Below are 22,048 nucleotides of genomic sequence, written 5' to 3'. Positions count from 1 at the left end.
ACGGCCCCGGGGACAGGGCCGCCCTACGATGACACGCGTGTGGGGCAGTTTACAGATAATACTATAGCTGGGCGGAGACGCTTTTGTCCACTAACTCCCGTCGGCTCCCGTGGAAATCGGCAGCGCCTGGACCAGCACGACGCTCCGCTCCCCCACCCGGTAGGCCCCGCCCGGCACCGCCGGCGCCGCGGGCGGCAGGAGCAGGTCGTCGCCGGGCTCGCGGGCGGTGTCCAGCACGCGGTGCCAGGACTGGCCCGGCGGCGGGGGCGGCAACTGGAAGGTCAGCGCCTTCGTCCAGCCGTTCACGCAGACGTGGATCAGCTCCCCGTCCTGCGGACGTGACAGCGTGAAGGCCACCGTGTGCGAGTTGCCGGACCAGTCGGGCTTGCCCAGCTTCACGCCGTGCCAGCCGAGCCGCGTGTCGGCGGCCTCCTGCCAGAAGCGTTCGTCGCGAAAGATCGCCAGCCGCGCGGTGTAGGTGGCCAGCCCCCGGACGAAGCCGTGCAGGGCGCGGTTCGACTTCAGGAGCGACCAGTCCATCCAGGCGAGGTCGTTGTCCTGGCAGTAGGCGTTGTTGTTGCCGCGCTGGGTGCGGCCGAGCTCGTCGCCCATGCTCAGCATGGGCGTGCCCTGGGCGAGGAGCAGCAGCGCCAGGGCGTTGCGCATCTGCCGGGAGCGGAGGGCGAGGACGGCGGGGTCGTCGCTCTCGCCCTCGACGCCGCAGTTCATGGAGTAGTTCTGGTCGCTGCCGTCGCGGTTCTCCTCGCCGTTGGCCGCGTTGTGCTTGGTCTCGTAGCGGAAGAGGTCGGCCAGGGTGAAGCCGTCGTGGCAGGTGACGAAGTTCACGCTGCGCATGGCCTCCTGCGCCGGGTTCGCGTAGAGGTCGGGGCTGCCCGAGAGCCGCAGGGCCAGCGGGCGCACGAGGCCCTCGTCGCCGCGCAGGAAGCGGCGTAGGTCGTCGCGAAAGGGGCCGTTCCACTCGGCGAAGCGCTCGCCGGTGAAGGAGCCCACCTGGTAGAGGCCGCCCGCGTCCCAGGCCTCGGCGATGAGCTTGCTGCCGGCCAGCACGGGATCCGAGTCGATGGACCACAGGATCGGCGCGTTCTCGCGCGGCTTGCCCTTGCCGTCGCGGCTGAGGACGGACGCCAGGTCGAAGCGGAAGCCGTCCACGTGCATCTCGGCGGTCCAGTGGCGCAGGCAGTCGAGGATGAGGTGGCGCATCACCGAGTGGTTCGCGTTGACGGTGTTGCCGCAGCCGCTGAAGTTCGCGTAGCGCGACGGATCCTCGCCGGGGATGTAGTAGGCGCCGTTCTCCAGCCCGCGGAAGGAGAGCGTGGGGCCGCGCTCGTCGCCTTCGGCCGTGTGGTTGAAGACGACGTCGAGGATCACCTCGATGCCCGCGCGGTGGAGCGCCTTCACCATGTCGCGGAACTCGTCCACGGGGCCCAGCGGGTCGCGGCGCGAGCTGTAGGGCCCGTGCGGGGCGAAGAAGGCCAGCGGGCTGTAGCCCCAGTAGTTCACGCGGCCGAGCGGCGCGTCCAGCGGATCGAAGTGCTGCACTGGTAGCAGCTCGACGGCGGTGACGCCCAGGTCCTGGAGGTAGGGGATCTTCTCCACCAGCCCGGCGTAGGTGCCGCGCAGCTCGGGCTTCACGCCCGACGACGGATCCCGCGTGAAGCCCCCCACGTGCAGCTCGTAGATGATCGTCTCGCCGTAGGGCCGGTGCAGCGGCCGGTCGCCTTCCCAGTCGTAGCCGCGCGCGTCCACCACCACGCCGCGCAGCGCGCTGGCGCAGTTGTCGCCCGGCAGCGTGGCCGCCTTGCGGTCGTAGCGCTCCCCCATGACGACGGCGCGCGCGTAGGGGTCGAGCAGCACCTTCTCGCCGTCGAAGCGCAGGCCGCGCTCCGGCGCCAGCGGGCCGTGCGCCCGCCAGGCGTAGAGCTGCCCCGCGCCCAGTCCCTGCACCAGCACGTGCCAGTAGTCCGCGGTCCGGTGCCGCCCGGGCTCCAGGCGGATGACGCGCGCGGGCGCGGCGTCCTCGGGCGCGTCGAAGAGCAGCAGCTCGAGGCAGGTGGCGTGGCGGGAGTAGATGGCGAAGTTGACGCCGCCAGACTGCAGGGTGGCGCCCAGGGGATGCGTGCTGCCGGGGAGGACGTCGCTGAGCACCGTGCACCGCCGCGTTGAGGTCCGTCTCGCGGGCACAGTAGCAGGGAACGCGCCGCCTGGCGAGGGATTCGAGCGGCTAGCCGCCGGCGGCGAAGATCTCGCTGCGCACGCTCGCGCTGCGTCCCCCGAAGCCGGCCATGCGCCGGAGCAGTTCCTCCGAGCGGCCGGTGAGGTCGCCCAGCAGGCCCGAGCGGCCGCCGTCCTCGCCGGCGACCCAGCGCTCCAGCGCGGCCAGCTCCTCGTCGCTCACCGGTTCGAGGCGCGCCTCCAGTTCGAGGACGAAGCGGCGGTCCGCGGGCAGCGGACCGGGCAGCGCGAGGTGCAGGGGCCGTGGCGCGCCGAGTGCGTCCTCGAGCGCGGCCAGGTCGGCGCAGACGGCCGCTCGCCGGCCCCGCGCGTCGAAGAGCGTGTAGCTCCCCTCGAGCAGGTCGCAGTAGACGCGCTCGCTGAGCAGCCCGGCCGCCAGCTCGCGGTCCCACCAGTTCTCGCGCGACTCGAAAAGCCGCCAGCGCAGGAACAGGGTGACGGGCAGGCCCGCGCTGAGGGACTCGCGCAGCTCGTCGTCGAGGAATCCGCGCAGCGCGATGTCCACGCGCAGGCCCTCCCCCCACGGCTCGGGCACGCCCATGCGCAGAGACGGCGCGGCGGCCGCCGTGGCGGCCGCCAGGCAGAGCGCCAGCAGCGCGGCCGCCACGCGGCGGGTCCATTGCAGGGGCGAGGACATCAGAAGGCGTGCTCCACGCGGAGCTCCCAGACCAGGTCGGCGTCCTCGTCCAGCGGGCGCATGACGTTGATGCGCAGCTGGTCGTCGTCGAAGCCGATGCCGAGGCCCGCGCTGTCGCGAAGGTCGTTCAGGTGGACGTCCGCGTCGCGGTCCGCCCAGGCCAGGCCCGTGTCGTAGAGGCCGTAGAGCGTGACGTCGCTGTCCACCTCGAAGCCGTACTCCAGGTTGGCCAGCAGCATGCGCTCGCCGCCGTAGCGCGCCGGCTCGAGGCCGGAGTCGGCCGGATCGGGCACGACCAGCGACTGGTAGTCGAAGCCGCGCACGGTGCCGAGCCCGCCGGGCAGGTAGCGTCGCTGCAGCGGCAGCGTGCCGCGCAGATTGCTGCCGCCGGCGACGCGCAGGTCCAGGCGCTGGCGCGGTCCCATGGGCAGACGGCTGCGCCAGGTGGCCTCGGCCAGCGAGAAATCGAAGTCGCCGCCGAGGACGTCGTCGCCCGCGCGCTCCCAGCCCAGTTCCAGGTAGTTGTGGCTGCTGCCCAGGCGCAGCACGCTGTAGACACTGCGCAGCGTGCCCTCGTCCACCGGCAGGTTGGGACGGAAGCTTCCCCTGCGCACCGACCAGGTGGCCGTGTTGGCCAGCGAGGCGTGGTCCTCGCTGCGCAGGCCGACCTCCGCGCGCAGCCAGGGCAGCGCGCGCGTCACCACGCTGAACGACGCGCCCTCGCGCTCGTAGTAGTCGCGGTAGTCCTCGCGGAAGAATACCGCCGCCAGGGTGTTCTCGCCGTCGCCGATCCCCGTGCGCTGCGCGTAGCCCGTGCCCGTGTACGCCCGCGCCTTGAACCAGGCTCGGTTGCGCGGCGCCAGCGGCTGGAGCAGCGTGACGCCCAGGGTCCAGCGCTCGCTCTCGAAGCCGTAGGCCACCTGCCCCTTCACCGAGGGCTCGAAGTCGGTGCTGCCGATGTAGTCCGGCATGAAGCCGAGGACGAGCCCGTCCACGCGCTGATAGGACAGCCCCGCGTCCTCGTCGCCGTAGTCCACCTCGAACTCGCGGTTGATGCGCCAGCGCTCCCGGCGCTCGTCGCGCACGTGGAGACGGATGCCGCGGTTGCCCATCTCCAGGACGCTCACCCAGCCGCGATCGTCCAGGCGGGTGGCGCCGCCGCCCTCGGGGTCGATGGCCTCCCACTCGCCCTCGCCGTCGCTGACGATGAAGCGGTAGTAGTGCCGCCCCGGGCCGACGTCCACGGAGGCCTCCCAGAGGCCGGCCTCCTCGTCGAAGGCGAGCGGTACGGTCCCCCACTCGATCCAGTCGCCGGTGAGCTCGACGGCCGTGTAGCCGGCGTCGCGGTAGCGGAAGCGGACGGTGCCGGCCGCGGCGCTGGGGCCGTCGAAGGCCCAGTCGTCGTCCTCCTCCTGGAGCCAGGGGTCCTCGTGGCGGTCGCGGGACCAGGCGTCCTCCCAGGCGCGATCCCACTCATCCTTGACCTCGGCCCACCAGGGCGGGCTGACGTCGGGCTCGTCGACCACGCGGACGGCGTGGGCCAGGGGGGCGGCCAGGGTGACCAGCATCAGGGCGAGGGCGAGTCGGGCGAGGCGTCTCATGATCGGACTCCCGGGTGGTGGGTGGCGAGTGCGTCTCCACCTTCCCCAGGGCAAGCGGCGCGCCGTGCCGCACGACCGTTCGGACGATCGCTCAAGCGATGCATTGCCAGCATGTTATCGCCGACATTGAAAGTGACAACACCGGTTGCCACGCCCCCACGGCGTGTGCCGCGCACATCGCCCCGATGTTTCCGGAACACACTCACGGCTTCAGCCCGAGCCGCTGCAGCCGCCGGTGCAGGTTCCCGCGGTCCACGCCCAGGGCGCGGGCCGCGGCGGCTACGTTGCCCCCCGCGGCGTCGAGCGCGGCGCGGATCTGCGCGCGCTCGAAGTCCTCCAGGCGCACGGCCAGACTGCCGTCGCCTCCGCCGCCGGGCGCGCTCTCGCCCAGCAGCCCCGCGAGATGGGCCAGTTCCAGGCGCTCGGCGTCCACCATGATGACGAGCCGCTCCATCAGATTGCGCAGCTCGCGCACGTTGCCGGGCCAGCCGTGGGCCGCCAGCGCGGCCAGGGCGTCGGGCGCGAGGCTGCGCGGCCGGCGCCCGTACTGCGCGCGGAAGTGCTCCAGGAAGTGCCGCGCAAGGAGGGCGACGTCCTCGGCGTGTTCCCGCAGCGGCGGCACCTGGATCGGAATCACCTTCAAGCGATGGTAGAGGTCCTGTCGAAAAGCCCCACTCGCCATGAGCGCTTCCAGGTCGCGATTCGTGGAAGCCAGGACGCGCACGTCCAGGGCCACCGGCTGCTCGCCGCCGAGCCGCTCCAGCTCGCCCTCCTCCAGCACGCGCAGCAGCTTGGCCTGGGTGCCGGCGGCGAGGTCGCCGATCTCGTCCAGCAGCAGGGTGCCCCCCTGCGCCCGCTCGAACTTGCCCCGCCGCCGGGCCACCGCCCCCGTGAAGGCCCCCTTCTCGTGGCCGAAGAGCTCGCTCTCCAGCAGCTCGCCCGGGATCGCCGCGCAGTTGACCTTCACGAAGGGCCGGGCGCGTCGCGCCGAGCCCGCGTGCAGCGCCCGGGCCACCAGTTCCTTGCCGGTGCCGTTCTCGCCGGTGACGAGCACCCGCGCCTCGCTGGCGGCGCTTCTCGCCACGGTCTCGCGCAGCCGCCGCATCACGGGGCTGTCGCCGAGGATCTCGCCCGTGGCGCCGAGGGCCGCGCGCAGGCCGGCGTTCTCGTCGCGCAGGCGCTGCCGGTCCAGCGCGCTGGCGATGGACACCAGCAGCCGGCCCGGCTGCAGCGGCTTCTCGATGAAGTCCAGCGCCCCCAGGCGCACGGCCTCGAGCGCGGTCTGGATGGTCCCGTGGCCGCTCATCATGATGACGGGCGGGTGGTCGCCGGCCTCCGCCAGCTCGGCGAGCAGGGCGAGGCCGTCGGCGTCGGGAAGCTGGACGTCCAGCAGCAGCAGCTCCACGGGCTCGGCGGCCAGCCGGGCGCGGGCGCCGGCCACGTCGGGCGCGCCGGTCACGGCGTAGCCCTCGTCCTCCAGCACGCCCGCGAGCAGCTTGCGGATGTTGGGCTCGTCGTCCACCACCAGGATGAGGGCCTTGGCCATCGCGCTCCTAGGCTGCGGGTTCGCCGCGCGGCAGCTCGACGCGCAGGCGCGCGCCGTGGGCGGGCGGGTCCAGGGACGCCGCGCTCAGCCGCCCGCCATGATCTTCCACGATCTTGCGCGCCACGGCCAGCCCCAGCCCGGTGCCCGTGGCCTTGTGGGTGACGTAGGGCTCGAAGAGACGTTCGGGGTCGCCCTCGAGGCCGGGGCCTTCGTCCTCGAGATCGATGCGGTGGACGTCCGCGAGCGGCGCGTAGCGCAGGGTCAGCGCGCCGCCGGCCCCCATCGCCTCCGCGGCGTTCTTGACCAGGTTGCCCAGGGCCTGCCGCAGCTGCCCCGGATCGCCGCTGACGCGCAGCGTCTCCGGCCACCCCTCCCAGCGCGCTCGGCAGCGCTCCGCCGGGAGGTAGAGCTCCACCACGCCGGCCAGGAGCGCGCGCAGGTCCACGGGCTCGGGCGCCGGAGCGGGCAGGCGCGCGAACTGCGAGAACTCGTCGGCGAGGCGCTGCAGGTTGGCCGTCTCCTCGAGCACCGCGGCGATGCTCTCGCGCACGGCGGGGTCCTCGCTGCGGCGCTCGATGCGGTGCATGGCGAGGGTGATCGGCGTGAGCGGGTTCTTGATCTCGTGCGCCAGCCGGCGCGCCACGCCCTGCCAAGCGGCCACGCGCTCGGCGCGCAAGCGCTCGTCGCGGCTGCGCTGGAGCTGCTCGCCCATGCCGTTGAAGGCGCGCACCAGCTCGGCGAGCTCGTCCTTGGCGGGGGCCGTCACGCGGTGTTCCAGATCGCCCGCGGCGATGCGCTCCGTCCCGCGCACGAGCTCGGCCAGCGGCGCCGCGAGCTGGCGCGCCAGGCGACGGGAGAGCCAGAGCGCGAGAATCAGCAGGGCCGCGCCGAGCACGATCAGCGTGAGCACGGCGTCGCTGCGCAGGAACTGGCGATAGACGCCCCGGAGCTGCCGCTGCCGCCCGCTGCCGGCGGCTACGCGGGCCAGGGCGTCCGCAAGGGCAGGATCCAGCGGCTCGAGGAGCAGCAGCGCGCCCTCGCCCGCGCCGGCGGCCGCCAGCAGATAGCGGCGCCCCCCGAGCTCCAGGCTCGCCACCTGCCCCGGCGCGGGCGACTCGGCGGGCCCCAGGCCGGCGAGCAGCGTCGCCAGGGAATCCGGGCCCTCCACCGGGCCGCCCGGCAGACGCCAGGCGGCGCCGGGCTCGAGCGCCGGCGCGAGACCCGCGGCGCGGGCCGCCGCCATGGCCTGCGCCCTGGCCAGGGCGCCCGCCTTCTCGCGCTCCAGGGTGGAGCGCGCCAGGCCGAGCGCGCTCTCGGTGGCCTGGGCCATCCCCGGGCTGTCCAGCGTGTCCAGGAGGCGCTGGCTCATGCGCCAGTTCACGCCCAGGAGCGCCAGGGCCGGCAGGAAGGACAGGAGGAGAAAGAGCAGGAAGAGGCGGCGCTGCACGCGAACCCCCGAGGCTGGACCGCCGGCAGCCTAGCACAGGCCCGGTGGCCGGGCCAGGGGCGGGCTTGACGCCGCGCCGAACCGAGACCACATTACGCCGCTCGCCCACGAACCAGGAAAGCGCCATGACCGCGATCAGCACGAGTTCGATCCGCAACGTCGCCATCATCGCCCACGTCGACCACGGCAAGACCACCCTCGTCGACCAGGTGCTGAAGCAGTGCCACGTGTTCCGCGAGGGACAGGAGGTGGTCGAGCGACTGCTCGACTCGGGGGACCTGGAGCGCGAGCGCGGGATCACGATCCGCTCCAAGAACATCGCCGTGAACTGGGGCGGGCTGCGCATCAACCTGATCGACACGCCGGGCCACGCGGACTTCGGCGGCGAGGTCGAGCGCGTGCTGAAGATGGCCGACGGCGTGCTGCTCCTCGTGGACGCCTTCGAGGGACCGATGCCGCAGACGCGCTTCGTGCTGCAGAAGGCGCTGCAGCTGGGGCTGGCGCCGATCGTCGTCATCAACAAGGTCGACCGCCCGAACGCGCGGCCGCTGGAAGTGCACGACGAGGTGCTCGAGCTCTTCATGGAGCTGGACGCGGCCGAGGATCAGCTCGACTTCCCCGCCGTCTACGCCGCCGGGCGCGACGGCTGGGCCGTGGCGGAGCTGGACGACCCCCGCGAGGACCTGACGCCGCTGCTCGAGATGATCGCGAAGAAGCTCCCGGCGCCACCCCAGGTGGACGGCCCCGCCCAGATGCTGGTGACGGCCCTCGACCACAGCGACTACGTGGGGCGCATCGGCATCGGCCGCGTGTTCCGCGGGCGCCTGGTGGCCGAGCGGCCACTGGCGGTGATCAAGCGCGACGGCACCCAGCAGACCGCGCCGGTGAAGCAGCTCTTCGTCTTCGACGGCCTGGGCCGCCGGCAGGTGAATGCCGTCGACTGCGGGGACGTCTGCGCCGTGGTGGGCCTGCCCGACGTGGACATCGGCGACACGCTGGCCGACCCGGCGCAGCCCGAGCCGCTGCCGCTCATCGCGATCGACGAGCCCACGCTCTCCATGAACTTCATGGTCAACACCAGCCCGGGCTACGGGCAGGAGGGCCGCTACTCGAGCAGCCGGCAGCTGCGCGAGCGGCTCTACAAGGAGACCGAGCGCGACATGGCGCTGCGGGTGGAGGACACGCCGAGCCCGGACACCCTGCGCGTGGCGGGCCGGGGCATCCTGCACCTGTCGATCCTCATGGAGAACATGCGCCGCGAGGGCTACGAGTTCATGGTCGGCCAGCCGCGCGTGATCTACAAGGAGATCAACGGGCGCAAGGCGGAGCCGGTGGAGGTGCTGACGGTGGACGTCGCCGCCGAGCACGGCGGCACGGTGATCGAGTACCTGGGCACGCGGCGCGCCGAGCTGCTGCGCATGGAGGCCAAGGACGGGCGCAGCCGCCTGGAGTTCCACGTGCCGAGCCGCGGGCTCATCGGCTTCCGCAGCCGCATGCTCAAGGCCACGAGCGGCGAGATCGTCCTCAACCACCGCTTCTTCCAGTACGAGTACTTCAAGGGGTCCATCCCCCAGCGGCAGACGGGCAGCATCCTCGCCATGACCGCGGGCGAGGCGGAGGCCTACGCGCTCGACGCGCTGCAGGACCGCGGCCGCTTCTTCGTGGAGCCGGGCGAGAGGGTCTACGTGGGGCAGGTGATCGGCGAGAGCGCCCGCGAGGGCGACATGCTGGTGAACCCCCAGCGCTCCAAGAAGCTCACCAACATGCGCGCCGCGGCCTCGGACCGCGCGCTCAAGCTGGCGCCCGCGGTGAAGATGAGCCTCGAGGAGTGCCTCGAGTACCTGAACGCCGACGAACTGGTGGAGCTGACGCCGAAGAGCATCCGCCTGCGCAAGACCGTGCTGGACGAGAACGCGCGCCGGCGGGCGCAGAAGGCGGCCATGGAGGACGCCTAGCCGCCGCGCTAGACGACCACGTGCGGCACTTCCATGAGGCCGCGCTGGAAGGCGGCGCGGAAGGCCGTCACCACGGCGGGGTCGAAGTCGCTGCCCGCGCCCTTCTCGATGATCTCCTTCGCCTCGAAGGGCGACATCGCCTTGCGGTAGGGCCGGTCGCTGGTGAGCGAGTCGAAGACATCCGCCACCGCGATGATCCGCGCCTCCAGCGGGATCTCCTGCTCCTTCGTCGGCCGGTAGCCCGATCCATCGAAGCGGTCGTGATGCGCCAGGATGATGGGAATCACCCGCTGCAGCGAGCCCCCCACCGGCTGGAGGAAGTCCACGCCGCGGTCGAGGTGGGTTTTCATCTCCTCGTACTCGTCCGCCGTGAGCTTGCTGGCCTTGTAGAGCAGCTCGCGGCTCAGCTCCAGCTTGCCGATGTCGTGCAGCAGCGCGGCCGCGCGCAGATCCTCCACGCGATGCGCCGGCAGGCCCATCTGCATGGCGATGTTCGCGCCGTAGACGGAGACCCTGTAGCTGTGGTTCTCCGTGAAGGTGTCCTTGGCGACGAACTGCCGCAGGATGAGCAGCAGGCCCTGGTAGGTCTCGCGCAGCTCGACCATGCGCCGCGCGTGCTTCTCGTGCAGCGTGCCCATGGCGTAGGCGGTGAGCACCAGGATCCCGCCCCAGGCCAGGAGCTGCAGGGTCTCCCCGCTCACGGCCAGCGAGCTGGGCGTCTCGGCGAAGAGCGCCGGGTTGAGGCGCGCCATCAGCGCGACGAGGAAGGCGCTCGCCACCGCCGTCAGCACCGCGTGGCGTCGGCCGAAGTGATACGCCGAGTAGAGCGTGGGCAGGGTGTAGAGGCCGAGGAGCATCTGCCGTCCGGTGAGCAGCAGATTGATCGCGCCCGCCAGCACCAGCAGGGTGAGCAGGATCCAGAGCTCCTTGTTCACTTCTTCCAGACGCGCGCGCAGGTTGCCCGCGCGCGGCGACGGGCGCCCGGGGCTCGGGGACTCGCGCGGGAGGCTGTCCGGAGCAGGCGGCGGGACGGCAAGGTCGGGCTCGGCGAGGTCCGCCACGGCCGCGTCGATCCGGCGCTCGACCTGGCGCCGATCCTCGGTGAGGACGCCCAGGCTTCCGCCGTCCTCGCCGGGTCGACGGCCCGATCGATCGTTGGGATCGTGCATGCAGACGCCTCCGCGGTTCGCGCACGCTGCGCGTTGTTTAGGTGGTCGGTTGGGGGGAGGCGGCGCTTGAGGGGAATCCCCGATATCCCAGATCTGTCACACGATTGTTGCGCTTTCGGGGGAGGCCACGAACGCGCGTGTTCCGCTGCGTGAGGCGAACCTTGTGCCGCCGAAATTGTGTCTTGAGCACCTAAGCGCCGCAGCAGAGCACGGAGCTACTGCATTCGGGGTGTAGACGTCGTTCACACCCCAAGATCTGGGTAGCGAAAGCTGAGGCACAATCTCGGCGGCACAAGGTGAGGCGAAGGCATGGCCCTTGCGATCTCGTCCACCATGGCCACAAAACACCGTGATCCCCGATGCAATCGCCCGGCGCGCTCCTCGCGCGGGCGGCAAATCCTGCCGGGTCTGGCAGCCTTCGCCGCGGCGCTGCTGGTCGCGGGCCAGGCCGGCGCCGCCAGCCTGAGCGGTCACGTCACCCTGGGCGTCGCCGCGCCACCCGAGGAGGCCGGCTTCAGCCCCTACCCCGGGGAGATCGGCTCGGCGACCTCCGCCCACGACGGCCACGCGACGCACGGCGGGGACGGCCCCCAGGACCTCGTGCTCTACATCGAGGCGCCGCCGGGGCTCGAGCTCGCGGCGCCGCCGGAAGCCACCCCCCAGCTCGCGCAGATCGATCGCAGCTTCCGGCCGCACGTGCTGGGGGTGAGCGTGGGGACGTCGGTGGAGTTCCCCAACGAGGACGTCGTCTTCCACAACGTCTTCTCCTATTCGAAGACGAAGCGCTTCGACCTGGGCTACTACGGCAAGGGCAAGTCCAAGAGCGTGCGCTTCGACGAGCCTGGCCTGGTGAAGGTCTTCTGCGACATCCACGCGAGCATGAGCGCCTACATCCTGGTGGTGGCGTCGCCCTTCGTGACGCAGCCGGACGCGACGGGCAACTACAGCTTTCGCGGTCTGCCGCCGGGCGACTACACGCTGCACCTCTGGCATCCCGAGCTGGGCGGCAGCAAGCGGCGCGTGCACCTGGGCGACGGCGACACCCGCCTCGACCTGAGCCTCTAGGCGGCGGGAGCGGCCATGCTGCGCTTCGGAAGCCTGCGCGCCCGCATCGTCCTCTTCACGACGGTCCCGCTGATCACGCTGCTGGCCGTCTTCCTCGTCAGCACGCTGGTCACCGCCACGCGCGCCGTGCGCAGCAACGTGCGCAAGAGTCTGGCCGACGCGGGCTCGGTGGTCGTGCAGCTCGTGAGCACCCGCAAGGGCGAGCTGGCCACCATGGCCCGGGTGACCGCCCGCGATCCGCGCTTCTTCGCCCCGTTCTCGATCCCCCTGGAGGAGCGCGGGCCCGAGTTCGGGCCGACGCTCGAGGAGCTGGCGCGCGACTTCCTGCGCATCACCGGAGCGGACTTCCTGGAGATCGTCGACGCCGGCGGACATCCCGTCGCCCGGGTCGGTCGCGCGGGCGAGCCCGCGCCCCCCGACGCCGCCGACGGCGCGGCCGGCCTGCGCGAGGCGCTGACGGGCAGCGCGGTGACGGACTTCTACGTCGCCGGGCGGCGCCTGGTGGTGGCGGCCGCCGTCCCCGTGGTCGTGAACGGGCGACAGGAGGCGGTGCTGCGGATCGGGGCCTGGCTCGACGAGAGCTTCGTCCACGAGGTCAAGCGCCTCACCGGCGCGGAGCTGAGCCTCGTGCACGACGGCCGCGAGCTGGTCAGCACGCTGCCGCCCCTGCAGGCGGCGCCGGCGACGCTGGCCGCCGCCGCGCCGCGTTCGACGGGCGCCCAGGAGTCGGTGGCGCAGAGCGAGGCGTTCACGCTGCGGCGCGGGGACACCGAGTACTTGAGCTTGCGGATCCAGGTCAGCGGCGTGGAGCCCGACGCGGGCTTCGACGCGATCGTCGCGCGCGAGCTGCGCGCCCAGCTCGCGCCGATCCTGACACTGGAGAAGCGGCTGGCGCTGGGTGGGCTGGCGGGCGTGCTGCTCACGCTGCTCGTGGGCTACGCCGTCGCGCGCAGCATCACGGGGCCGCTGTCCAGCCTGGTGCAGGCGGCGGGCGCCATCGAGCGCGGCGACTACGACGCGCCCGTCGACGTCGCCGGCCACGACGAGGTGGCCGCCCTCGGCCGCAGCGTGGAGTCCATGCGGCGTTCCCTCGGCGACCACATCCGCCACCTCAAGAACATCGATCAGACCAAGAGCAACTTCATCGCGCTGGCCGGCCACGAGCTGAAGACGCCGCTCACGATCATCTCCGGCTTCAACGATCTCATCGGCAGCGGCGCGCTAGGCGAGATCCCGGCGAGTATCCAGGAGACCAGCCAGTGCATCAAGGGGCACCTGATGGACCTCAACCAGCAGGTGCAGAACATGCTCGACCTCTCGGCCTTCGAGCAGGGCCTGCAGGACTTCGACTTCGCCGCGGTGGAACTGGGCGCCCTGGCGCGAAGCGCCGCGGCCCTGCGGGAGCGCGTGCTCGGCGAGCGCAAGCTGACGCTCGAGCTGGAACTGGCGGGCGCGCCCGTCCATGCGCGCGCCGATCGCGAGCGGCTGGAGCAGGCGTTCCTTTGCCTGCTCGACAACGCCATCCGCTTCACCCCCGACGGCGGCCGCATCCGCGTGCACGTGGGACGCGGCGACGGCCTCGCCCTGCTCGGCGTGGAGGACAGCGGCGTCGGCATCCCGCCAGGCGAGCTGCAGTGGATCTTCCAGAAGCTCTACGAGGCCGGGGACATCATGCACCACAGCTCGGGGAAGCACGCCTTCGGCTCACGGGGTTTCGGGCTGGGCCTGGCCCTCTGCAAGGCCATCGTCGATCTGCACGGCGGCCGCATCGACGTGAGGAGCGCCCCCGGCCGTGGCAGCCACTTCACGCTGGCGCTGCCGGGCGCCGCGCAGCCGGCGCAGGACAGCAAGGACGTCGAACCGGAGGAGGTTCTGCTATGAAGGGCGCGATCACCCTGACCCTGGCGGCGGTGCTCGTCGCGGCGGCCACGTACGCCCGGGCCCTCGACGCCGGCAGCCTGCGCGTGCGCGGCCTGGCCGATATCGTCATCGCCGACGACGCCCCCACGACCCGGGCGCTCAACACCACCAACCTGGGTGACACCAACTTCGACCCGCTGCGCGTGCGGCTGTTCATCGAGGGCGGGTCGTCCAGCACCCAGGTCTTCCTGCAGTACCTCTACTCGCAGGAGAGCGCGGCGAAGGACCGCCTCTTCGGCGCCTACGTGCTGCACAAGCCGCTGGAGGGCCGAGAGCTCTACGTGGAGGCCGGCAAGGTGCCCGTTCACGACGGCATCTGGGCCGCCCACACCTACTCCAACCGCAATCCCCTGGTGAGCGTGCCGCTGGCCTACACCTGGCGTTCCACGCTGCCCAGCCATCAGCTGCCGGTGGACCTGGACCAGCTCCTGGCCAGCCGCGGCACGGGCCAGCTGACGCCCGAGTACCGCGAGGGCGGCGAGCTGCGCGGCGCGGACTACCCCACCATGCCGCTGCTCTACGACAACTGCTGGAACTACGGCCTCTACCTGCTCGGCACGCAGGGCTCGCTGCAGTACGTGCTGGGCGCCACCACGGGCAGCCCGTCGGCGCCGGTGGCCGCCCTCGACACCAACGAGGACACCGCGCTGCACGCCAAGCTCGGCTACGGCATCACGCCCGGCTTCAAGCTCTACCTGTCCTGGGCGCGGGGCGCTTATCTCTCGCGTGACGTGGCGCCCTTCCTGCCCGCCGGGCAGTCCATCAACGACTACCGGCAGACGCTCTGGGGCCTCAGCCTCGACTGGCAGTGGCGGCGGCTGGCCGCGATCGGCGAGTTCATCCACAATCGCTACGAGACGCCGCTGCGCGCGGACGGGCTCGCCAACAACGCGTTCTACCTGCAGGGGCTCTACAAGCTGTTCCCCGGCTGGAACCTCGCCCTGCGCTACGACACCCTGCGCTACGCCACGCTTGCCGAGGCGGATGGCGAGAGCTGGGACGAGGACGTCCAGCGCCTCGAGGGCGGCGTGAACTACCACGTGAACCGGGACTTGGTGATCAAGGCCGTGCTGCAGGCCACGGACGTGGGCGAGGGCTGGGAGAGTGAGTACCTGATGCCCGCGCTCCAGGCATCCTTCGCGTTCTAGAGGGCGGCCACCACGACAAAGGCCCGGCCCCTCGCGGGGGCCGGGCCTTTTCGATGCGTCTAGGTCGCGGCCTAGTACAGCGACTTCACCGCGGAGAAGGTCGCCTCCTCGGCGGCCGTCACGGTGTAGCCCAGGCAGTACGCCAGGTCGTAGGGATAGCCGTAGGCGGCGGCGGAGTACCAGCGGGGGTAGCCCCAGTAGTCGCCGGCCCAGTAGGCCGAGCCGCAGCCGGTGGTGGTGGCGCCGAGCGCGCAGCCGACGTAGGGCGCATTCTGGCCCCAGCTGATCTCAGCGACGAAACCGACGGACATGCCGGCCTCGATGGTGATCACGTCCGGCAGCATGGCCTCGAAGTAGTAGGTGTCGAAGCCACCCTGCGGGTCGTACTGCGTGAACATGTCGCCCCAGGCGAAGTAGTAGCTGTAGGCGGGCGCCAGGTCCGGAGGGCACTCGCCGTTGTAGATGTTGATCGTCACGCCGGTGGGGTTCATCCAGGTACCGCTCCACTCCAGAACCCAGCCGCCGACCACGTTGAACGCCTGACCGGCCATGCCGTCGGGCATGTCGTCCGACAGCTCGGCGTCGAAGGCGGAGCTGGCGTTCATGGCCGAACCCTGCGGGCTCTGGCAGTAGATCATGTCGCGATCCACGCAGCTATTGGAGTCGATGCTGCCGCTGCTGATGTCAGAGGATGCGCCGAAGGCCGGGACGGCCAGCGCCATGATGCCGAGAAGAACCAGTAGCTTTTTCATGGATAGAGACTCCTCCCAGAGTTGAGACAACGCTGTGTGGTCGCCCTACAGCCCTTGGAAGGGACACTGCACATGGGAGAATCCGGTATCAGCTACCTGTGGCAAGATAATTACAGCATGGAGAGGACGGCGGCGTCAACAACTTCCCGCAGGCAGGGCGGCTGCGGCCCCCCGGGGCCCGGCTACTCGTAGCCCAGGGCGTCGACGGGGTCCAGCCGCGCCGCACGCACGGCCGGCAGGAGCCCGAACCCGATGCCCACGGCCGAGCAGAAGAGCAGCCCGTAGACGGCCCACTGGAGCGGCACCACGCCCGCGAAGTCGGTGAAGAGGGTGATGACGTTGCCCAGCCCGAAGCCCAGCGCCACCCCGATCACGCCCCCGACGTTGCAGAGGATCACCGCCTCGAGCAGGAACTGCGAGAGGATGTACCGCGGCCTGGCCCCCAGGGACTTGCGAATGCCGATCTCCTTGGTGCGCTCGGTCACCGAGACCAGCATGATGTTCATGATGCCGATGCCCGCCACCACCAGCGCGATGATCCCGATCACGAAGGCCGCCAGCTTGACCCCGCGGCTCATGGTGTTGAACTGCGTGATCAGGCTTTGGCTGCTGAAGAAGTGGAAGTTGTCCTCCTCGTTCGCCTTCAGGCCCCGCTCACGGCGCAGCAGCTGCCGCACCTGCTCCTGGGCGTCGGCGGCCAGCTCGGGGGTCTTGGCGCGCACGGTGATGTTGACCGAGCGCGTGAAGCCGTCGCGTCCGCGCAGGCCGTAGAGCTTGAGGTAGGTGCTGATCGGCATGAGGAGATACTGGTCGAAGCCGCCGCCGAAAGCGGACTTCTTCTGGTCGAAGACGCCGATCACGCGGAACTTGCGGCCGTCGACGCGGATCGTCTTGCCCACGGGATCGGTGAAGGGGAAGAGCTTCTGCCCGATCGCGTAGCCGATGACCGCCACCTGGGTGCCCGCCTTGATGTCCACCGGCGAGATGTTGCGGCCAAGACCCACGTAGTGCGTGTTGTTGGCCGGGTACTCCGGCGTGCCGCCGCAGAGCGTGACGTTGTCGTTCGTGCTGTCGCCCCGATAGGACGCGGTGTGGCCGAAGTCCCAGAGCTCCGCCCCCACCAGGTCCACGGTGTCCACCTGCTCGCGGATGAGGTTGGCGTGCTCCACCGTCAGCGGCGGGAAGCGCATGGCCTTGCGGCGCTCCTCCTGGGAGCTGAAGCCTCCCGCCGGCCACTTCTGCACCTGGAAGACCTGCGCGCCGAGCACGCTCATCTCCGCTTCCATGGTGCTCTGGATGATGGACACGGCCGTCATCACGGCGATGATCGAGGCGATGCCCGCGACGATGCCCACCAGGGTGAGCACCGCGCGCAGCTTGTTGCCGAGGATGGCCTGGAAGGACATCGCGAGGGCGTCGAGGGGGCGCATGCCGCGCTGTCTACTCATAGCGGAGCGCCTCGATCGGGTCGAGCCGTGCGCCCCGGTAGGCCGGGACCATCCCCGCCAGCGCGCCAACGGCTACCGAGACCCCGATGGCCGCGAGCAGGATGGGCAGCGAGATGCGCGCGGGCATGAGCGTCGCGTTCAGCACCGCGGTGAGCCCGGCGGCGATGCCGATGCCGATCACCCCCCCCAGCAGACAGATCGCCGAGGATTCGAAGAGGAACTGCAGCAGGATGTTGCGCTTCTTCGCGCCGATGGCCTTGCGGATGCCGATCTCGCGCGTGCGTTCGGTCACGGACACGAACATGATGTTCATCACGCCGACGCCGCCAACGAAGAGCGAGATGCTCGTCACCAGGAGCCCCACCAGCAGCACGATGCCCATCATGTTGTTGAAGGCCGCGACCAGCGTGTCGAGCTGGTTGATGGAGAAGTCGTCGCCCTCGGCCGGCCGCAGCCGGCGGATCTTGCGCATCTCGCCGATCACCGCGTACTGCAGCGCGTCGACCGCCTCCTGGCTCGAGGCCTTCACGGCGACGTTCACCTCCTGCCGGCCGTGCTGGCCGCCGAAGGACTTCACGTAGCTGCTGATGGGCACGTAGACCATGCGGTCGAAGTTCGGCCCGTCGAAGCTGTTGCCGCCCTGCTCTTCCATGACGCCGATGACGCGGAAGTCGCTGCGGCCGACCTTCATCAGCTTGTTGAGCGGATCGACGTCCCCGAAGAGTCCCTTGCGGATCTCGGCGCCGATCACGCAGACCTGCTTCTTGTGCTGCACGTCGAAGGCGCTGAGGAAGCGGCCTTCGGCGGGCACCGCGTTCGAGACCAGCATCTGCTTCTCGGTGGTGCCGAAGATGGTGACGCCCTCGATCACCTCGGAGCGGTACTTGATGTCGCGATCGCCGTTCATGGAGGGGTTCACGATGGCGCGGCCCGTCATCTTCTCCTCCAGGGCCTGCGCCTGGCGCAGCTCGAGCGGCGGGCGGTTCCGGTAGAGGAAGAAGTCGTCCATCATGACCCAGGGCATGCGCGAGACGTAGATCACGTCGGAGCCGACGGCGGAGAGGCTCTGGCGGAAGGTCTGCTGCAGGCCGTTGGCGGCGGTCATGGTGAGGACCACCGCCACGATGCCGATGATGATGCCCAGCGTCGTGAGCGCGCCGCGGCCCTTGTTGGCGGCGATCGCGCGAAAGGCGATGCGCAGCGACTCCAGCATGTCCGAGGTGAGCAGTCTCATCGCGGCCTCCTGCGCGGATCGCGCTCAGGCGTCGTCGGCACGGTCCTTCGACGCGCTCACGGTCACCGCCGCGCCATTCTCGAGCTCCTTGGAGAGCGCCCGGTAGCTGCCGGTGACGATCGTCTCGCCCTCGTCGACACCGGTCAGGATCTCGATGTACTCGTCGCTCTGAATGCCCGTCGTGACCTGGCGGGCGACGGCCAGTCCATCGTCGACGCAGAAGACGATCTCCACGAAGCCGTCGCGGTCGGGCGTGTAGCGCGCCTCGGCGTCGGCGCGCGACTCGCCGGGCCGCGTGAGCTGGTCGAGCGTGCGCACGGCGACGCTCTGGATCGGCACGCTGAGCGCGCTGTCGTTGCTGTGCGTGGCGACGTCGGCGCTGGCCGTCATGCCCGGGCGGAGCGAGGCCGGCGGATCGACGATGCCGATCTTGATCGCGAACTCGGTCTTCTGCGTGTTGCCGCCGCCGGCGAGGTTGTTCGCGCTGTTGGCGATCTCCTGGACGACGCCGGTCAGGACCTGGTCCGTCAGCGCGTCCACCTCGATCTCGGCGGACTGGCCGATCGCCACGGCGACGATGTCGTTCTCGTCCACGTTGACCTGGGCCTCCATCTCCGAGAGGTCCGCGATCACCAGGATGACGTCTTCCTGGAACTGCGAGCCGAGGACGATCTCACCCTGTTCCTTGTTGAGGGCGCTGACGGTGCCGGCCATGGGTGCGTAGATCGTGGTCTTGGCGAGGTCGTCGCGCGCCTGCTTGAGCTGGGCCTGCGCCTGCTCCACCTGGCTCGCGGCGGCCTCGGCCCGCGCCACCTCCACCTGGTAGGCGGCCTGGTCGGCCTCGAACTCCGCGTCGGACTTGAGCCCGGCCGCGCTGAGTTCCTTGGTGCGGGCGAACTCCTTCTGCGTGCGCATGAGATTCTGCTGCACGAGGCTGGCGTTCGCCTGCGCCGAGCGGACGCTCGCCTCGGCGCTCTCCACCGCCGCGAGGTAGCGCTCTCGATCGAGCTCGACGAGGAACGCACCCTTCTCGACCCATTGCCCCTCCACCACCGCCAGCCGCGTGATCTTGGCGCTGACGTCCGCGCTCACCTTGACCTGGGTCTTGGGCTGGATCATGCCCGTGGCGCTGACCTTCTGGACGATCTCGCGGCGCGCCACCGGGGCCGTCTCGACGCTGAGCAGCTTGTCGCCGCGGCTGCGCATCGCCATGGTGCCACCCACGGCCGCCGCCACGAGGACGATTCCGCCGATCCACAGGGCCCGTTTCCTCATGCCCTCGCCTCCAAACGCTTGCTGCGCAGTGAAATGGGGTAGCTTCGAACGTGGGGCTGTTACGGAGGCGGCGTTGCCGGGTTTCGGGGCGCGCGCGGACGGCCGCGCGAGCGGGATGCAAAAGGGCCCGCCGAACGGCGGGCCCTCGATGCGGCTCAGCAGCCAGGTACGCCACCAGGGACTCGAACCCCGAACCACCTGATTAAGAGTCAGATGCTCTGCCAGTTGAGCTAGTGGCGCATGCGGACAGCAGGGTAGTCATCCCGAGGGTCCCTGTCAAGCCCGCCCGGCGCATGGACTTGCGCTCGCGCTACGGCCCGCCGCAGGCCGGCCGCCGGGTCCGGCCGACCCGGCTAGCGGCCCTCTTCCGCGGCCAGGCGCGCCCGCCAGGCCGCGAGGGTGGAGTCGTCCACGGCGCCGGGCTCGGCCTCCCGCCAGGCCTCGAGCCGCGCCACCACGTCGCGCAGGATGTCGCGGGTCCCGGCGTCGTCCGTAGGCAGGTTGCCCACGGACGCGTCCCAGAGCGCGAAAGCCTCGGCGTAATGCCCCTGCGCGGCCAGCGCCTGCCCCAGGTGGGCGGACACCAGCGTGCGGCCGAAGTCGTCCTGGGGGTGCTTGGTGACGTAGGTGTCGAGCACTCGACGCAGCATGGCCACGGCCTCGTCCGTGCGGCCCTGCTGGAGACGCACCGTGGCCAGGATGTCCTCGGCATCCAGCACGCCCGGGTGGTCGGGGCCCTGGGTGCGGGAGAAGGCGTCGCGCACCTCGGTGGCCAGGGCGGCCGCCTCGTCGAGACGGCCCAGCTTGCCCAGGCAGAACGCGAGCGCCGACTTGGAGTCGAGCGTGCGGTAGTGCTCGGGTCCGAGCACGCGCATGCGGGCGGCGATCACCTCGCGCTGCCCCGCCACCGCCTCGTCGTAGTGGCCCAGCACGCCCGCCGCCTCCGCCAGGTTGCTGCGCGTGTTGAGCGTGCTCGGGTGGTCCTCGCCCAGAACGCGCAGCTTGAGCGCCAGCGAGCGCTTCCACAGCCCGATGGCCTCTTCCATGCGGCCCATGTTGCCGTAGATGTTCGCCAGGTTGTTGAGCGAGTGGACGAGCGCGATGCTGTCCGGGTGTGCCTGCCCCTCGCGGACGGCGAGCACCTGCTCCTCCAGTTCGAGCGCGGGCTCGAACTTGCCGAGCTCCTGGTAGAGGCTCGCGAGCGTTCCCATGGCGGTGAGAGTCGGTCCAGCCGTATCGCCGAAGAGGCGGCGGTTGTCCTCCAGCGCCTGCCGCATCAGCGGCTCGGCCTCGCTGCCCCGTCCCGCCCGGTTGAGCGTGCGCGCCAGCGAGGTGGTCCAGATGAGCGCGTTGCCGTCCTCCGGTCCCTCGATCGGCCCCCAGATCGCGAGCGCCTTGCGCAGGTGCTCCTCGGCGACGTCGTAGCGGCTCAGCTCCTCCTCCAGCAGCGCCTGGTTGGCCAGCGCCTGCGCGAGATCGCGCCGCCGCGGACCGGGATGCTGTTCGTAGAGCCGCAGCGCCGCCTCGAGGTGAGGCTCCGCGGCCTCGTATTCGCCCAGCCGATCGTAGGTCCTCCCCAACGTGGTCCGCACGGCCGCCTCCACGCGCGGCATGTCCGCCAGGCGGCCACCGGGCGCGGACGCCTCGGCGATGCGCGCGGCGGCCGCGTCCAGCACCTCACGCATGGGCACGTCGCGGCCCTGCCCGCGCGCCGTGGAAGGCGCCACCGCCGCCAGCAGGTCCTGGTTGAGGAACGCGTTCACCGCCTGCGCGATCTCGGCTTCCTCGGCCGCGCGATGCTCGGCGCGCACCGCGCGCAGCATGCCCCAGCTGGTGCCCGCCACGGCCGCCACCAGCGCCACGAAGACCGCGCAGACCGCCGCGAAAGCCCCGCGATTGCGGCGGATCAGCTTGCCCATGCGGTAGCCGGCGCTCGGCGGCCCCGCCACCACCGGCTCGTTGGCCAGATGGCGCCTGATGTCCGCGGCCAGGCCGTTGGCCGTCTCGTAACGGCGGCTGCGATCCTTCTCCAGCGCCTTCATGACGATCCAGTCCAGGTCGCCGCGGACCTGCCGCTGCAGCTCGGCCGGCTTGGCGCGCCGCCGCGCGGCGATCTCTTCCAGCTCGGCGCGGAGCGAGGACAGCCGCGTGGACGGCGTGGCCGGATCCACGTCGCGGATCGTGTGGCGCAGCCCGTCGAAGCCGCCCGCGCGCAGCGCCTTCGCCTCGAAGGGCAGCGCCCCCACCAGCAGCTCGTAGAGGATCACGCCCAGCGAGTAGATGTCGCTGCGCGTGTCGATGTCCTCCGCCGTCAGGTCCGCCTGCTCGGGGCTCATGTACTCGGGCGTGCCGAGCAGCTGGCCCAGCTCGGTGAACATGGTCTGTTCGGTGAGCCGGAAGGCCGTGGCCTTGGCCAGACCGAAGTCGATGATCTTGGGCCGGGCGTGGCCGTCCACCTCGGTGACGAGCACGTTGCCCGGCTTCAGGTCGCGGTGGATCACGGCCTTCTGGTGCGCGTGCTGCACGCCGGCGCAGGCCAGGGTGAAGAGCTCGAGCCGCTGCGCGGTCGAGAGCTGGTGACGGTCGCAGTACTCCGTG

The 22,048-nt window shown here is 71.0% G+C and carries 15 protein-coding genes and 1 tRNA gene; 4 read left to right on the top strand and 12 right to left on the bottom strand.

Going from position 1 to position 22,048, the window contains the following annotated elements; genetic code table 11:
* Nucleotides 1-90 precede the first annotated feature (90 nt).
* The 5 genes from glgX to H6693_00060 all read right to left on the bottom strand — a co-directional run bounded on the left by glgX (nucleotide 91) and on the right by H6693_00060 (nucleotide 7,484).
* Complete coding sequence (gene glgX / locus H6693_00080) at nucleotides 91-2,166, bottom strand: glycogen debranching protein GlgX (protein MCB9514575.1); 2,076 nt, start codon at nucleotides 2,164-2,166, stop codon at nucleotides 91-93.
* A 76-nt stretch (nucleotides 2,167-2,242) separates the two neighbouring features.
* Entirely contained in the window at nucleotides 2,243-2,890 is a 648-nt protein-coding gene (locus tag H6693_00075; GenBank protein MCB9514574.1) for a DUF4390 domain-containing protein, read from the bottom strand.
* On the bottom strand, nucleotides 2,890-4,491 hold the full coding sequence (locus H6693_00070; GenBank protein ID MCB9514573.1) for a BamA/TamA family outer membrane protein: 1,602 nt from the start codon (nucleotides 4,489-4,491) through the stop codon (nucleotides 2,890-2,892). The genes H6693_00075 and H6693_00070 overlap by 1 nt, the downstream gene beginning before the upstream one ends.
* Nucleotides 4,492-4,693: 202 nt before the next feature.
* Entirely contained in the window at nucleotides 4,694-6,037 is a 1,344-nt protein-coding gene (locus H6693_00065) for a sigma-54-dependent Fis family transcriptional regulator (protein ID MCB9514572.1), read from the bottom strand.
* Between the two features lie 7 nt (nucleotides 6,038-6,044).
* Nucleotides 6,045-7,484, bottom strand: coding sequence for a HAMP domain-containing protein (locus H6693_00060; GenBank protein MCB9514571.1), 1,440 nt, complete (start codon nucleotides 7,482-7,484; stop codon nucleotides 6,045-6,047).
* 125 nt (nucleotides 7,485-7,609) lie between these two features.
* On the opposite strand from H6693_00060, the gene typA reads away from it, so the two are divergent.
* Nucleotides 7,610-9,439, top strand: a complete 1,830-nt coding sequence (gene typA / locus H6693_00055) for a translational GTPase TypA (protein ID MCB9514570.1) — start codon at nucleotides 7,610-7,612, stop codon at nucleotides 9,437-9,439.
* Between the two features lie 8 nt (nucleotides 9,440-9,447).
* Here the strand turns inward: typA and H6693_00050 are convergent, their stop codons facing one another.
* Complete coding sequence (locus H6693_00050; protein ID MCB9514569.1) at nucleotides 9,448-10,608, bottom strand: HD domain-containing protein; 1,161 nt, start codon at nucleotides 10,606-10,608, stop codon at nucleotides 9,448-9,450.
* A 309-nt stretch (nucleotides 10,609-10,917) separates the two neighbouring features.
* Here H6693_00050 and H6693_00045 point away from each other — a divergent pair, with 309 nt between their 5' ends.
* Genes H6693_00045 through H6693_00035 form a run of 3 tightly spaced genes read left to right on the top strand, consistent with a single transcriptional unit; the run spans nucleotide 10,918 to nucleotide 14,741 of the window.
* Nucleotides 10,918-11,673 (top strand): hypothetical protein, encoded by a 756-nt coding sequence (locus H6693_00045; protein ID MCB9514568.1) that lies wholly within the window; start codon nucleotides 10,918-10,920, stop codon nucleotides 11,671-11,673.
* 15 nt (nucleotides 11,674-11,688) lie between these two features.
* The gene (locus tag H6693_00040) at nucleotides 11,689-13,554 is read left to right on the top strand and encodes a HAMP domain-containing histidine kinase (GenBank protein MCB9514567.1); all 1,866 of its coding nucleotides are present in this window, start codon (nucleotides 11,689-11,691) and stop codon (nucleotides 13,552-13,554) included.
* Nucleotides 13,551-14,741, top strand: a complete 1,191-nt coding sequence (locus tag H6693_00035; GenBank protein MCB9514566.1) for a hypothetical protein — start codon at nucleotides 13,551-13,553, stop codon at nucleotides 14,739-14,741. The genes H6693_00040 and H6693_00035 overlap by 4 nt, the downstream gene beginning before the upstream one ends.
* A 71-nt stretch (nucleotides 14,742-14,812) precedes the next feature.
* Here H6693_00035 and H6693_00030 read toward each other — a convergent pair whose 3' ends face one another.
* From H6693_00030 to H6693_00005, 6 genes are all read right to left on the bottom strand, one after another.
* Nucleotides 14,813-15,493, bottom strand: a complete 681-nt coding sequence (locus H6693_00030) for a hypothetical protein (protein MCB9514565.1) — start codon at nucleotides 15,491-15,493, stop codon at nucleotides 14,813-14,815.
* A gap of 182 nt (nucleotides 15,494-15,675) precedes the next feature.
* Entirely contained in the window at nucleotides 15,676-16,941 is a 1,266-nt protein-coding gene (locus tag H6693_00025; GenBank protein ID MCB9514564.1) for an ABC transporter permease, read from the bottom strand.
* The gene (locus tag H6693_00020) at nucleotides 16,934-18,175 is read right to left on the bottom strand and encodes an ABC transporter permease (GenBank protein ID MCB9514563.1); all 1,242 of its coding nucleotides are present in this window, start codon (nucleotides 18,173-18,175) and stop codon (nucleotides 16,934-16,936) included. The genes H6693_00025 and H6693_00020 overlap by 8 nt, the downstream gene beginning before the upstream one ends.
* A 24-nt stretch (nucleotides 18,176-18,199) precedes the next feature.
* Complete coding sequence (locus tag H6693_00015) at nucleotides 18,200-19,450, bottom strand: efflux RND transporter periplasmic adaptor subunit (GenBank protein MCB9514562.1); 1,251 nt, start codon at nucleotides 19,448-19,450, stop codon at nucleotides 18,200-18,202.
* Between the two features lie 167 nt (nucleotides 19,451-19,617).
* Nucleotides 19,618-19,690 (bottom strand) — tRNA-Lys (locus H6693_00010).
* Between the two features lie 113 nt (nucleotides 19,691-19,803).
* A partial coding sequence (locus H6693_00005; GenBank protein MCB9514561.1) for a serine/threonine protein kinase occupies nucleotides 19,804-22,048 on the bottom strand: 2,245 nt, incomplete at its 5' end.

The sequence above is a fragment of the Candidatus Latescibacterota bacterium genome (assembly GCA_020633725.1).
Classification (GTDB): Bacteria; Krumholzibacteriota; Krumholzibacteriia; order JACNKJ01; family JACNKJ01; genus VGXI01.
This window is presented reverse-complemented; position numbering and strand designations above follow the sequence as displayed.

What these genes read in the sequence shown, in the direction of transcription:
- H6693_00015 (MCB9514562.1), bottom strand. Translation starts at nt 19,450, where the DNA reads ATGAGGAAACGGGCCCTGTGGATCGGCGGAATCGTCCTCGTGGCGGCG.
- H6693_00045 (MCB9514568.1), top strand. Translation starts at nt 10,918, where the DNA reads ATGGCCCTTGCGATCTCGTCCACCATGGCCACAAAACACCGTGATCCC.
- H6693_00075 (MCB9514574.1), bottom strand. Translation starts at nt 2,890, where the DNA reads ATGTCCTCGCCCCTGCAATGGACCCGCCGCGTGGCGGCCGCGCTGCTG.
- H6693_00035 (MCB9514566.1), top strand. Translation starts at nt 13,551, where the DNA reads ATGAAGGGCGCGATCACCCTGACCCTGGCGGCGGTGCTCGTCGCGGCG.
- H6693_00025 (MCB9514564.1), bottom strand. Translation starts at nt 16,941, where the DNA reads ATGAGTAGACAGCGCGGCATGCGCCCCCTCGACGCCCTCGCGATGTCC.
- H6693_00050 (MCB9514569.1), bottom strand. Translation starts at nt 10,608, where the DNA reads ATGCACGATCCCAACGATCGATCGGGCCGTCGACCCGGCGAGGACGGC.
- H6693_00070 (MCB9514573.1), bottom strand. Translation starts at nt 4,491, where the DNA reads ATGAGACGCCTCGCCCGACTCGCCCTCGCCCTGATGCTGGTCACCCTG.
- H6693_00020 (MCB9514563.1), bottom strand. Translation starts at nt 18,175, where the DNA reads ATGAGACTGCTCACCTCGGACATGCTGGAGTCGCTGCGCATCGCCTTT.
- typA (MCB9514570.1), top strand. Translation starts at nt 7,610, where the DNA reads ATGACCGCGATCAGCACGAGTTCGATCCGCAACGTCGCCATCATCGCC.
- H6693_00040 (MCB9514567.1), top strand. Translation starts at nt 11,689, where the DNA reads ATGCTGCGCTTCGGAAGCCTGCGCGCCCGCATCGTCCTCTTCACGACG.
- H6693_00065 (MCB9514572.1), bottom strand. Translation starts at nt 6,037, where the DNA reads ATGGCCAAGGCCCTCATCCTGGTGGTGGACGACGAGCCCAACATCCGC.
- H6693_00030 (MCB9514565.1), bottom strand. Translation starts at nt 15,493, where the DNA reads ATGAAAAAGCTACTGGTTCTTCTCGGCATCATGGCGCTGGCCGTCCCG.